Origin of the sequence: Bacillus sp. LNXM65 (genome assembly GCF_002998575.1) — a bacterium.
Lineage (GTDB): Bacteria > Bacillota > Bacilli > Bacillales > Bacillaceae > Bacillus.
This window is the reverse complement of sequence record NZ_PVRB01000008.1, coordinates 53,715-65,656: the sequence shown is the minus strand read 5'-3', so window position 1 is coordinate 65,656 and position 11,942 is coordinate 53,715. Positions and strand designations below refer to the sequence as shown.

At 42.2% G+C, this 11,942-nt stretch carries 13 protein-coding genes, 1 pseudogene and 1 riboswitch; of the genes and pseudogenes, 11 read left to right on the top strand and 3 right to left on the bottom strand.

What is annotated here, in order from left to right; genetic code table 11:
• Positions 1-120: 120 nt before the first annotated feature.
• Together safA and C6Y03_RS15885 are read left to right on the top strand one after the other, a co-directional pair.
• Positions 121-1,470 (top strand): SafA/ExsA family spore coat assembly protein, encoded by a 1,350-nt coding sequence (gene safA, locus C6Y03_RS15890; RefSeq protein WP_106039605.1) that lies wholly within the window; start codon positions 121-123, stop codon positions 1,468-1,470.
• Between the two features lie 323 nt (positions 1,471-1,793).
• A complete protein-coding gene (locus C6Y03_RS15885) occupies positions 1,794-2,420 on the top strand; it encodes a YhcN/YlaJ family sporulation lipoprotein (RefSeq protein WP_106031238.1) in 627 nt (208 codons plus the stop codon).
• Between the two features lie 48 nt (positions 2,421-2,468).
• On the opposite strand, the pseudogene C6Y03_RS15880 reads toward C6Y03_RS15885, so the two are convergent.
• A pseudogene (locus C6Y03_RS15880) lies at positions 2,469-2,976 on the bottom strand (lysine transporter LysE).
• Between the two features lie 237 nt (positions 2,977-3,213).
• A riboswitch (TPP riboswitch) is annotated at positions 3,214-3,322 on the top strand.
• 127 nt (positions 3,323-3,449) lie between these two features.
• Between C6Y03_RS15880 and thiC the strand changes: the two are divergent.
• On the top strand, positions 3,450-5,210 hold the full coding sequence (gene thiC, locus C6Y03_RS15875) for a phosphomethylpyrimidine synthase ThiC (RefSeq protein ID WP_106039604.1): 1,761 nt from the start codon (positions 3,450-3,452) through the stop codon (positions 5,208-5,210).
• A gap of 36 nt (positions 5,211-5,246) precedes the next feature.
• On the opposite strand, the gene C6Y03_RS19220 is transcribed toward thiC, so the two are convergent.
• Complete coding sequence (locus C6Y03_RS19220; RefSeq protein WP_162839368.1) at positions 5,247-5,393, bottom strand: hypothetical protein; 147 nt, start codon at positions 5,391-5,393, stop codon at positions 5,247-5,249.
• A gap of 191 nt (positions 5,394-5,584) precedes the next feature.
• Here C6Y03_RS19220 and C6Y03_RS15870 point away from each other — a divergent pair, with 191 nt between their 5' ends.
• Positions 5,585-5,767: a hypothetical protein gene (locus C6Y03_RS15870; RefSeq protein WP_003216799.1), complete on the top strand. Its 183-nt coding sequence runs from the start codon at positions 5,585-5,587 to the stop codon at positions 5,765-5,767.
• Positions 5,768-5,999: 232 nt separating this feature from the next.
• On the opposite strand, the gene C6Y03_RS15865 is transcribed toward C6Y03_RS15870, so the two are convergent.
• Entirely contained in the window at positions 6,000-6,644 is a 645-nt protein-coding gene (locus C6Y03_RS15865) for a serine/threonine protein kinase (RefSeq protein ID WP_034661587.1), read from the bottom strand.
• 237 nt (positions 6,645-6,881) lie between these two features.
• Between C6Y03_RS15865 and C6Y03_RS15860 the strand changes: the two genes are divergently transcribed.
• The 7 genes from C6Y03_RS15860 to yajC all read left to right on the top strand — a co-directional run bounded on the left by C6Y03_RS15860 (position 6,882) and on the right by yajC (position 11,899).
• Positions 6,882-7,382 carry an intercompartmental signaling factor BofC gene (locus C6Y03_RS15860; protein ID WP_181185478.1) on the top strand — a complete coding sequence of 167 codons (501 nt, stop codon included), beginning with the start codon at positions 6,882-6,884 and terminating at the stop codon, positions 7,380-7,382.
• Positions 7,383-7,530: 148 nt separating this feature from the next.
• The gene (gene ruvA / locus C6Y03_RS15855; RefSeq protein ID WP_034321303.1) at positions 7,531-8,136 is read left to right on the top strand and encodes a Holliday junction branch migration protein RuvA; all 606 of its coding nucleotides are present in this window, start codon (positions 7,531-7,533) and stop codon (positions 8,134-8,136) included.
• Between the two features lie 11 nt (positions 8,137-8,147).
• The gene (gene ruvB, locus C6Y03_RS15850) at positions 8,148-9,152 is read left to right on the top strand and encodes a Holliday junction branch migration DNA helicase RuvB (protein ID WP_060596875.1); all 1,005 of its coding nucleotides are present in this window, start codon (positions 8,148-8,150) and stop codon (positions 9,150-9,152) included.
• Positions 9,145-9,345 carry a DUF2905 domain-containing protein gene (locus tag C6Y03_RS15845; RefSeq protein ID WP_034661574.1) on the top strand — a complete coding sequence of 67 codons (201 nt, stop codon included), beginning with the start codon at positions 9,145-9,147 and terminating at the stop codon, positions 9,343-9,345. The genes ruvB and C6Y03_RS15845 overlap by 8 nt, the downstream gene beginning before the upstream one ends.
• Positions 9,346-9,379: 34 nt before the next feature.
• Entirely contained in the window at positions 9,380-10,408 is a 1,029-nt protein-coding gene (gene queA, locus C6Y03_RS15840) for a tRNA preQ1(34) S-adenosylmethionine ribosyltransferase-isomerase QueA (RefSeq protein ID WP_034661572.1), read from the top strand.
• Positions 10,409-10,439: 31 nt separating this feature from the next.
• The gene (tgt, locus tag C6Y03_RS15835) at positions 10,440-11,585 is read left to right on the top strand and encodes a tRNA guanosine(34) transglycosylase Tgt (protein WP_034661568.1); all 1,146 of its coding nucleotides are present in this window, start codon (positions 10,440-10,442) and stop codon (positions 11,583-11,585) included.
• Between the two features lie 47 nt (positions 11,586-11,632).
• Positions 11,633-11,899: a preprotein translocase subunit YajC gene (gene yajC, locus C6Y03_RS15830; RefSeq protein ID WP_003216659.1), complete on the top strand. Its 267-nt coding sequence runs from the start codon at positions 11,633-11,635 to the stop codon at positions 11,897-11,899.
• Positions 11,900-11,942 lie beyond the last annotated feature (43 nt).

Here is an 11,942-nt window from a genome sequence, read left to right as displayed (position 1 = left end):
CTCCTATCAGAAAACAAGTTTTTATCATATCGGCTTGTAAATAGGCATAAATTTATGGTGAAACATATTGTACTTCTGACATAACCGTTACGTTCACGTTTTGCATAGGAGGGGAAAACGTTGAAAATTCATATTGTGCAAAAAGGAGACTCCCTTTGGAAAATTTCAAAGAAATACGGAGTCGACTTTCAAGAATTGAAAAAACTAAATTCACAACTCAGTAACCCAGATTTGATCATGCCGGGTATGAAGATCAAGATTCCATCTAGTGGTGTTCCTGTAAAAACAGATCATCACAAAGCAAAAGAAATGCCAAAGCCGAAAGAACATCCGTATGTGAAAGAAAAGCCAAAAGATGTCGTGCAAGTGCAAGATACGAAGCCGAAAGAAAAGCCAAATGAACCGGTACCTTATGTACCGCCAGTGCCAAAGATCGAGCATCCAGTTTTTCCACAAGTCGATGTGAACTATTATCAGACCAATCTCTACCAGCCATTCACGCCTCCTCCCAAAAAAGAACATCATGAGAAAAAAGATTACGTTCATGAAAAGAAAGATCATGTTCATGACAAAAAGGATCACAAAGATCATGTTCATCATGAAAACAAGGACTATAAAGATAATAAGGAACATTTTCATCATGAAAATAAGGACCATAAAGATAATAAGGAACATTTTCATCATGAAAATAAGGACCATAAAGATAATAAGGAACATTTTCATCATGAAAATAAGGACCATAAAAATAACAAGGACCATTTTTATGATGAAAATAAAGGCCATCTAAAAGATGAAGTGGCAAAGGGGTATGATCCGTTTATTCATATTCCGCATCAAAAGGAGGAGGGAAAAGATATGGAGCAAAGCAATTACCCAAACCTTCCTAATTTCCCGCAAATGCCGAATGTTGGAGGCGCAGCGGTAGGAGGAATGGCTGGGAATAAAGAGCATCATCACCATCACCAGCATCATGATTCATATGATCCTTATTATGGTTTTGGTCATGGACATTACATGCCGGCAATGTATCCATACCCGCAACAAATGGTGCCAGCATCGCCAATTTTACCAGGTTCAGGTCTTTGTTATCCTGTCCAGCCATATTATCACCATCACATGATGCCATATCCATACCAAGCTCAGCCGTATTATCCTGCGTATCAAGCGCCAGCTTATTACGGGGAACATTATGAACATCATGCAAACGACGGGCATCACTGGCACCACCATATGCACCCAAATGCCAATGCGAACGTGAATCAAGGCTTTTATCCAAACGTTTCAAATGAAGCTTATGGCAAGGAAGACTGCGGATGTGATGATGGCATGAAGCAGCATCAGCCGTGGCCAGGACATTATCCGAATCCTGTTCCTTATGGCCAAATGGGGGCTTTTCCAGCTCAGCCTTATATGCAGCCATATCCAGGTCAATCTGTTTTTGCAAGACCAGAAGAAGACGAAGAAGAGTAATGACAGAAGGAACGATCTCAATCGTTCCTTTCAGCGTGTAGACAAACCCTCGCATTCGTTGTCAGGGCTGTGCTCCGGTGCTCACGAATGTCAAATTCGCTCCGCTCCGGTGCTCGCCCTTCCTAGACTGCAAAGGTTTTCTATCACGCTGAAAAAGAGACAAAGGGCTAAAATAAAGATCATTTTAACAATCTGGAAGGAACGATCTCAATCGTTCCTTTTTTTGTTTATAACTGACAGCTTGATTTTTTCCCAAACTGTACATGCTAAAACAGAGCCTGTTTCGCGCTCATGAGATTGAATTTGTACAGGGGGTTTTTCGTTTGAGACAAAAATGGCAAAAAACGATCGCATTAGTGCTTCTTCCTATTGGGTTAACGGCATGTGGTACAAATGATAATGCAGGTGTAGATACACGTCATAATCAATCAGGTCAGCCAGTCGGATATCATTCGAATAACCGTGCGGCTGACAATAATCAAGATCATCAAGGGCCAGTTTCTGAACTCATGGAGGGGATGAACGGTGGGAACACTGGGAACACAACGAATGTTGATTATCGCACCCGTCCTCAAGCCGATGATCGAATGCCTCTCGCAGGTGGAGATGGACGCTACAGTCATGGAGATATGAACTATCATAACCAAATGTCGTTCTCTGGCTACGATAAACAAGAGAACGTCCAGCGTTCAAGAAAAATTGCCAACCGTGTCAATAAAATGAACCACGTTGCAGACTCACAGGTGATGGTGACAGATGAAAATGTGTATATTGCCATTAAATCAGATGGACGTTTGACGTCAGAGGGCGTATCACAAGTTGAAGAAGCAGCGACTCGTTATGCGGATGGAAGAGCTGTCCAAGTCATTAAAGACGAGGGTGCTTTCACACGCTTTAGAGATATGAGAAGAACACAATTTGAAACAGGCCAAACAGGCATGACTCGATAGGTTGGAGAATAAGAAAGGCTAAAGTTCCTCAAGAACTTTAGCCTTTTCTTAAAAATAACCCTTGATGCTTGTATAAAAATCGTTAAAGAAATACCAGCCAAATCCAAGTAATAAAATACCTTTCTTGTTAAGGATACAAGGGGGAGAAGACCGATGTCATGAAGGAGAATCCCTGCCAAAATACCGCCTGAAGCCAGCATAAATTCAGATGAATCTGTTTTTGTATATGCATCTGCCAGTACAGCACCGAATACTGAAACCCAGAACACAAGGTTTCCAGGGGACACCGCAACAAGCAAGCCGTTTCTGTACGTTTTTGCGAATGATTTATTGACTTTTTCGCCAGCTAAATGGATGTCTTGATCCGAATTATTAAGAATACTGCTCCGATCAGCCAGAGCGGGATTTGGACAAATGGCAGTGATAAAAACTGAGCAAATTCAGCATCCATGAAAGAATCCGTTTTTTAATCCCTTTTTGTCATTTCAACCGTGATCGCTCCAACTGGCAGAGCAATTGACAATCCTACGACGATAAATGCGAGAAATGTTTGCAATCGACTAGAACTTCCTTTGGAAAAATTTGTATAAAAATTCTCAGTTTAGATTAACTATACATAATAGGAGAAAAGGATCAATGATTATTTCATATTTTATCGAAATGATTGGGAGAGATGATGTATATAAAGGTGCATATCAAGCTTGCTGTATCTCTTTTGTAGTGGAAAGGAACTATTTTCCTAAAACTTCTTTTTTTCATGGCATCTCTATGCTACACTGTTGTGGAAATCAATAAATGTGACTAGGGGTGCCCGCAGTTGGGCTGAGAGAGAAGTGTATGCTTCTTAACCCTTTGGACCTGATCTGGCTCGTACCAGCGTGGGGAAGTTGAAGATGATACATGGGTCATATGAATGACATTCATGTTTATTTCTGTCGACGAAACCAGGTTCTGTTCATAGAGCCTGGTTTTTTTGCTGGTGCTGATTCCATCCTGTCCGGTGACAAGAAGAGAAGGAGAGAACAGCAAATGAAAGAAAAGAAAAATACCCCAACAACTCAATCCTTATTATCAAGCTTTGACGGCAGCCGAAAGGTGTATGAGAAAGGATCAAGACCTGACATTTTAGTGCCAAAAAGGGAGATTGCCCTCTCAAAAACTGTGACACAGGCGGGGAACATTCAAAATGAACCGATTCGTGTGTACGATACGAGTGGACCGTACACCGATGAGAGAGCCCATATTGATGTCACTAAGGGATTAAAACGCCTTAGGGCAGCATGGATCGAAGAAAGAGGGGATACAGAAAGCTATGAAGGGCGCCATGTGAAACCAGAAGATAACGGATATCGTTCTAAGGAAAAAGAGTCCTTTCATCATGTTCATACTGATTTTCATCATGAGCCGCTCCGCGCAAAACAAGGTGCCTGTGTGACGCAAATGTATTATGCAAAAAAAGGTATTGTTACGCCTGAAATGGAGTTTATCGCGTTAAGAGAAGAGCTAAGCCCTGAGTTTGTGAGAGAGGAGGTAGCCAGCGGAAGAGCAGTCATTCCAGCGAATATTAACCATCCTGAAAGTGAACCGATGATTATTGGAAGGCATTTTCACGTCAAAATCAATGCGAATATTGGCAATTCAGCTGTGACATCATCCATTGATGAAGAGGTAGAAAAGATGACATGGGCGATCAGATGGGGTGCAGACACCATGATGGACCTGTCTACAGGAAAGGACATTCATACAACGAGAGAATGGATCATACGGAATTGCCCAGTCCCAGTAGGAACCGTTCCCATTTATCAGGCGCTTGAAAAAGTAAATGGAGTGGCAGAAGATTTGACGTGGGACGTGTACAGAGACACATTAATTGAACAAGCAGAGCAAGGAGTAGACTACTTCACGATTCATGCGGGCGTGAGGTTAAGGTATATTCCGCTGACAGTCGATCGGGTGACCGGAATTGTTTCAAGAGGCGGTGCCATTATGGCAAGGTGGTGTCTTGCCCATCATCAAGAGAATTTCCTCTATACCCACTTCGAAGACATTTGTGAGATTATGAAAACGTATGATATTGCTTTTTCACTTGGAGACGGTCTGAGACCAGGCTCGATTGCTGATGCCAATGATGAGGCGCAGTTTGCAGAGCTTGAAACGTTAGGTGAATTGACAGAGATCGCTTGGAAACATGATGTACAGGTGATGATTGAAGGGCCTGGACATGTTCCGATGGATAAAATCAAAGAGAATGTGGACAAGCAAATGGAGATTTGCAAAGAGGCACCATTTTATACGTTAGGGCCTCTTACAACAGATATTGCCCCGGGATATGATCACATTACATCCGCCATCGGTGCGGCCATGATCGGCTGGTATGGAACAGCGATGCTATGCTATGTGACGCCAAAAGAGCATTTAGGTCTGCCGAACAAAGAAGATGTAAGAGAAGGTGTGATTGCCTATAAAATTGCCGCACATGCCGCTGATCTAGCAAAAGGACATCCTGCTGCTCAAAAGCGCGATGATGCTTTATCGAAAGCGAGGTTTGAATTTAGGTGGCGTGACCAATTCCACCTGTCACTTGATCCAGAAAGAGCTATGGCGTTCCATGATGAAACATTGCCTGCAGAAGGCGCTAAGACTGCCCATTTTTGCTCGATGTGCGGACCGAAGTTTTGCAGTATGAAAATTTCACATGATATTCGCAATCAATCAGAAGAAGTGAAAAGAGAGATGGAGAAGAAGGCGAAGGAGTTTATCAGCCAAGGAAGTCAAATTTATTCATCCTAAAAAAAGAACCTCGCACATATGTTGTGCGGGGTTCTATCAGATCGCGGAAAAGGCTTTTCTTAAGATGTGGAAAAATGTCTTTAATGCAATCCCTATCATGTCCAGACTCGGAATGAGGGCATCTGTTAAATGAAAAAAGACGGTTTGTCTTTCGGGAGATGTTCGTTTCTTTTTCCGTTTCATGAAGACAGCCTCCTTTTTAAATAATATACTTCTTTGCAAAGCAGAGGGATAGAGATGTTGTTTGAATTTAAACAAAATTTAAACTTCTTGTGTTTGAAAGGAAAGAAGGAGGGGAAACGAGTTGAATAGAGAATGAATGAAAAGAGCCGATCTATTTGGCCAGCTAACAAGAAAGAGTGGAAGGTGATCTTATGATGAAAGTATTTAAGGTAACATTTCATATGAACAATGGGGAAGTGCTTGATTTCGAGCTAAAACGCCCAGCTACCTATGATGTGTATAAGAAAATTGAAGAAGCCAATCATTGGTTTAAGCTGAATAATGAAATCATTAACTTATTAAATGTGAATAGCATCCACGTAGAAACAGATTAAAACAGAAAGCCGCTCGGAGAGAGCGGCTTTCTGCGTGTAGACAAACCCTCGCATTCAGTGTCAGTCCTACGTGCCGGTGCTCACGAATGTCAAATTCGCTCCGCTCCGGTACTCGTCCTTCCTAGGGCTGCAAAGGTTTTCTATCACGCTGAAAAGAAGACAAAGGACTAAAAGAAAGATCATTTTAGTCCTTTGTCAAAAATCTGAATCCGTTCTCTCTGAGCGGCTTTCATTATGCAGAAAAATCATTTCGATTATTAAGCTGACCGCGGGACAGCCAGTTCTTTTTATACAAATAAGCAATCACTTCAAGCCATAGACGCGGTGCTTTTTTAGGGAAAAAAGGTTTTTGATAATAAGCGTAAGCGGCTTTTAAATCATTCCATTGATGGCATGCTTTTGTTTGTGTGAAACGGGCTACGTCGATGACCCTGACCTGGCCTTCCTTTGTTAAGATCAGATTCCGCAGATGGATATCAGAAGGATTCAATCCTTTCTCGCGTGCTTCTTCTAGCGCATCATCGACTTGTTCAATCATTTGTTTTTTAATAGGAATCCCCTTTGTGAGGCATTCATAGAATGTGTAGCCTTTAATATATTCCATTAAAATATACTGATCCCCAGATTCATAAATCTCAGGGTAGTAAGACGAACCAGAAAGTTTTTCATAAATGGCGGCTTCTTTGCGGGCAATATGTTGATAAGAAGGGAAAAAGACTTTTAGTGCCATTTTCTTGCCGTCTTTTTTGTATGAAAAGACATAGGCACTTCTTCCTTTGCCGCACAGTTCAAGCTCTGCCGGTTTAAAGGCAAGCTTATGAAGACGTTTATCTTCATGATACTGAATCGATTCGGCTAATCTTTTAACATCTGACATTGACTTCACCTTCTTTGGTTTCAGTTTATGCGGCTGAAAAACGAATGATGAAAAAACCGAGTCATTCGAAAAGCAATGGATTGTATAAAACATACCATTTACGAATGAAGGATACAACGAAAGACTCTTCCCATATATTCATTCATCGATTTGGTTAATGTTTAGAAAAATGGGTCAAACTACATATGTCATGCATCGATCTCATGTTCTAAAGAGGTGTAAATAGTGAAAGTGAAGATGAAATGTTTCGTTACAGGACTTATCATGACAAGTGTGCTTTTTTTCGCTGCGGATATGGAAGGAAAAGAACACTTGCAAAAGCAGTCAAACTCTATCACCGTGCAGCTTGAAAAAGTCTATCTAGACGGAGATGTGAGTATTGAAAGACACCGGGCATCATTAGAAGACAAAGACACATTCTGGGCACAGTATAAAGGCTGGACGCTAGTAGAACAGAGAGAGGATTTTGCGCTTTTTAGAAAGCAAATTGATGATATCTCTCCATTAAGTAAAGCAAATGGATATATCGGATTATCAGAGGACGGTGTGATTTCTACGTTTCATGGAAGGCCTGACGGCTGGGCGGAGCCTATTCATCTCTTTTTTCAAATTGATACGTCCCGTTTAGAAAGTCATGTGGAGGAGCAGCTTGAGCAAGGCATTCCTTTTCGAACAAAGGATGAATTTGAGCATGTGCTTGAAGTCATGAAGCCTTACCGAAATGAAATATCGTTTTAAAGCGTGTAACAGCTTGCTGGTGTGAAGGCCGCAAGCTGTTTTTCGTGGTTTTATCGTAAAAATGCATTGAGCGAACGTATGTTAACTTTTATTGCGGTTTTCTTCTCGATTTATGTTACAATGAAGAACAGTCAAAGAGGTGAAAACGGTGATAGAGTTTGTAAAAGGGACCATTGATTATGTGTGCCCGCAATATGTTGTCATTGAAAACGGCGGAGTGGGATATCAAGTCTATACCCCAAACCCGTTTATCTATCAAGTAAACAAACAAGAAACGATTTATACGTATCATTACATAAAGGAAGACGCTTTTTCGTTATATGGATTTCAAACGCGAGAAGAAAAAGCGCTGTTCACAAAACTGTTAAATGTCACGGGGATTGGGCCGAAGGGGGCTCTAGCGATTCTTGCTTCCGGTGATCCTGGCGCTGTCATTTCAGCGATAGAACGTGAAGATGAAGCGTTCCTGATTAAGTTCCCTGGTGTTGGCAAAAAGACAGCTCGCCAAATCATTCTCGATCTAAAAGGAAAGCTAGCCGATGTCGTACCGGAAATGATTGGCAACCTATTTAATCACGAGGACCATATTCAGGTCGAAACGCAGCAAACGGCATTAGACGAAGCGCTTGAAGCCTTAAATGTTCTTGGATACGGTGATCGTGAAATTAAAAAGGTTCTTCCATTATTAAAAGAAGAAAAGAATCTCACAACCGATCAATATGTGAAAAAAGCTTTACAAAAAATGTTGAAATAGGGTGATGTCTCATGGATGAACGGCTCGTCTCAACTGAAGCAGACAACCATGAATCAGCCATTGAGCAAAGTCTGCGGCCACAGACACTTAGCCAATATATCGGTCAGCAAAAAGTAAAAGATAACCTCAGTGTGTTTATTGAAGCTGCCCGCATGAGGCAGGAAACACTCGATCACGTCCTTTTATATGGACCGCCTGGACTCGGGAAAACAACGCTTGCGTCGATTATCGCCAATGAAATGAATGTTCAGCTGCGTACAACATCTGGACCAGCGATTGAACGTCCTGGCGATTTGGCGGCAATCTTAACTTCTCTTGAGCCAGGTGATGTGTTGTTTATAGATGAAATTCATCGCTTGCAGCGCTCAATTGAGGAAGTGCTTTATCCGGCAATGGAGGATTTTTGTTTAGATATCGTCATTGGCAAGGGAGATACAGCGCGCTCTGTACGGCTTGATTTACCGCCATTTACACTTGTAGGTGCCACGACCCGTGTAGGGCTTTTAACAGCACCGCTTCGTGACAGGTTTGGGGTACATGCAAGATTGGAATACTATGAGCAAAGAGATTTGGCTCACATTGTGGCAAGAACAGCCGAGCTGTTTGAGATTGGGATCGATCTTCGCTCAGCCGAAGAGATCGCAAGACGTTCCCGGGGCACGCCAAGGGTTGCCAATCGTCTGCTCAGAAGAGTAAGAGATTTTGCGCAGGTGCTTGGGAATCATGCGATTACCGAGGACATTGCGGAAGATGCCCTTGAGCGCCTTCAAGTCGACAGGCTTGGCCTGGATCATATAGATCATAAGCTGCTTTTAAGTATGATCGAAAAATTTAGAGGCGGTCCTGTAGGGCTTGATACAATCTCAGCGACAATTGGAGAAGAATCACATACGATTGAAGATGTGTACGAACCGTATTTACTGCAAATTGGTTTCCTGCAAAGAACACCAAGAGGACGGGTCGTCACAAGAGAAGCGTATGAACATTTTCAAATGGAGGTTCCGATTCGTGACTGAATTCCCTAAAATATTGATGATTTTAGGTGGTGTCCTTTTTGCCGCAGGATTAGTATTTCAATTGGTTGGTAAGCTTCCAGGTGATATTTTTGTGAAAAAAGGAAATGTGACGTTCTTTTTTCCTGTGATCACATGCATTGCCATTAGCATTGTGCTAACCATATTACTTAATATCTTTGGACGGATGAAATAACGTTAACTAGTTAACTACAGAATAGGTGAAGGAAATGAAGCTAGAACTATTTGATTTTGATTTACCAGAAAGATTGATTGCACAAGTGCCGCTTGAAAAACGAGATGCATCAAGACTGATGGTCTTAAACAAACAAACGGGTGCGATGACACATGATACATTCTCACAAATCACCGATTATTTTCAAACGGGTGATTGTCTCGTTTTAAACAATACACGCGTTCTGCCGGCACGTTTGTTTGGAATGAAAGAGGATACAGGTGCAAAAGTTGAACTTCTTCTATTAAAACAAGAGGAGGGAGACAACTGGGAAACACTTGTAAAACCAGCCAAACGGGTGAAAAAAGGAACGGTTATCACATTTGGTGATGGACGGCTTCAAGCGGTATGTACAGAAGAGATGGAACATGGCGGAAGAAAAGTTAAGTTTCAGTATACAGGCATTTTTTATGAAGTACTTGAATCCCTCGGTGAGATGCCGCTGCCTCCTTATATTAAAGAGCAGCTGGACGATCGTGAACGCTATCAAACGGTGTATTCAAAAGAGGTTGGCTCCGCTGCTGCTCCAACTGCTGGTCTTCACTTTACAAACGAGCTGCTGGATGCGCTGAAAGCAAAAGGTGTGCATATAGCTTTCATTACACTGCACGTGGGGCTTGGTACTTTTCGTCCGGTCAGTGCAGAACGTATTGAAGAACACGAAATGCACGCAGAGTTTTACGAAATGAATGAAGAAACAGCTGAAGAGCTCAATCGCGTTCGCAAGGAAGGCGGACGGATTATTTCAGTTGGGACAACGTCAACGAGAACGCTCGAAACCATTGCAAGTGCGCATGACGGCGAATTCAAAGCGTCAAGCGGCTGGACGTCAATCTTTATTTACCCTGGCTATACATTCAAGGCCATTGATGGCATGATCACGAATTTCCATCTGCCAAAATCCTCGTTAATCATGCTTGTCAGCGCATTAGCTGGACGAGAGCATGTACTAAAAGCGTACAATGAGGCTGTAAAAGAGGAATACCGATTCTTCAGCTTTGGCGATGCCATGCTGATTCAATAACATCATACAACAAAGACAGGAGGGCTCATTTTTGTCGCAATTACCGATACGTTATGAGTTCATTAAAACATGCAAACAAACAGGTGCACGACTAGGACGCGTTCATACACCGCACGGCTCCTTTGAAACACCTGTATTTATGCCGGTAGGTACACTGGCTACAGTCAAAACGATGGCACCTGAAGAACTAAAGGCAATGGATGCAGGCATCATCTTAAGCAATACGTACCACCTATGGCTCCGTCCGGGTCATGACATTGTGAAAGAAGCAGGCGGGCTGCACAAATTTATGAACTGGGATCGAGCGATTCTGACCGATTCAGGCGGATTCCAAGTATTCTCTTTGAGTGAATTTAGAAAAATTGAAGAAGAAGGCGTCCACTTCCGTAATCACTTAAACGGAGACAAGCTGTTCCTTTCTCCTGAAAAGGCCATGGACATCCAAAATGCGCTTGGCTCTGATATTATGATGGCATTTGATGAATGTCCGCCATATCCAGCAGAGTACGACTACATGAAACGTTCTGTGGAGCGGACAAGCAGATGGGCAGAGCGCTGTCTAGAAGCGCACCAGCGTCCAGAGGATCAAGGGCTGTTTGGAATTGTCCAAGGCGGAGAATACGAAGAGCTTCGGAAACAAAGTGCAAAAGATCTGGTTTCACTTGATTTCCCAGGCTACGCCATCGGAGGCTTATCTGTTGGTGAACCAAAAGATGTGATGAACCGTGTACTGGAGTTCACAACGCCATTGTTACCGGCAGACAAGCCAAGGTACTTAATGGGTGTCGGCTCACCAGATTCCTTAATTGACGGTGCCATTCGCGGTGTAGATATGTTTGACTGTGTATTGCCGACGCGAATTGCAAGAAACGGCACCTTGATGACAAGCGAAGGACGTCTTGTTGTGAAAAATGCAAAATATGAGCGTGATTTCAGACCAATCGATGAAAATTGTGACTGCTACACATGTAAAAACTACACACGCGCCTATATTAGACATTTAATCCGAACAAATGAAACGTTCGGAATTCGATTAACAACTTATCATAATCTTCATTTTCTGTTAAAATTAATGGAGCAAGTGAGAGAAGCTATCCGTGAGGATCGTTTAGGTGATTTTAAAGAAGAGTTTTTTGAGCGTTATGGCTTTAACAAACCGAATGCGAAAAACTTTTAACGCATAAACGAAAGGCTTTATAATGCTTTAGAAAGGGGTGAAATAGAATGGATGGTGGTATGGGTTCAATCATTATGATTGTTGTCATGTTTGCTGTGCTTTACTTCTTGTTAATCCGTCCACAGCAAAAGCAACAAAAAGCTGTGCGTCAGATGCAGCAATCTTTATCAAAAGGCGATAAAATCGTCACAATCGGTGGTTTACACGGTGAAATCGACTACATTGATGAATCAAAAGTGGTCATCAAAACTAGCGAGAACAACCGTTTAACTTTCGATCGACGTGCTATTAGAGAATTAGCTGACAAAGGTTAATCCTCCGATACATAGCCATAAAAAAAGAGCGATATGATCCGCT

Bases quoted from the DNA above. Each gene is read 5' to 3' on its own strand.
- thiC (WP_106039604.1), top strand. From the start codon at position 3,450: ATGAAAGAAAAGAAAAATACCCCAACAACTCAATCCTTATTATCAAGC.
- C6Y03_RS19220 (WP_162839368.1), bottom strand. From the start codon at position 5,393: ATGAAACGGAAAAAGAAACGAACATCTCCCGAAAGACAAACCGTCTTT.
- C6Y03_RS15870 (WP_003216799.1), top strand. From the start codon at position 5,585: ATGATGAAAGTATTTAAGGTAACATTTCATATGAACAATGGGGAAGTG.
- C6Y03_RS15865 (WP_034661587.1), bottom strand. From the start codon at position 6,644: ATGTCAGATGTTAAAAGATTAGCCGAATCGATTCAGTATCATGAAGAT.
- C6Y03_RS15860 (WP_181185478.1), top strand. From the start codon at position 6,882: ATGAAATGTTTCGTTACAGGACTTATCATGACAAGTGTGCTTTTTTTC.
- ruvB (WP_060596875.1), top strand. From the start codon at position 8,148: ATGGATGAACGGCTCGTCTCAACTGAAGCAGACAACCATGAATCAGCC.
- queA (WP_034661572.1), top strand. From the start codon at position 9,380: ATGAAGCTAGAACTATTTGATTTTGATTTACCAGAAAGATTGATTGCA.
- yajC (WP_003216659.1), top strand. From the start codon at position 11,633: ATGGATGGTGGTATGGGTTCAATCATTATGATTGTTGTCATGTTTGCT.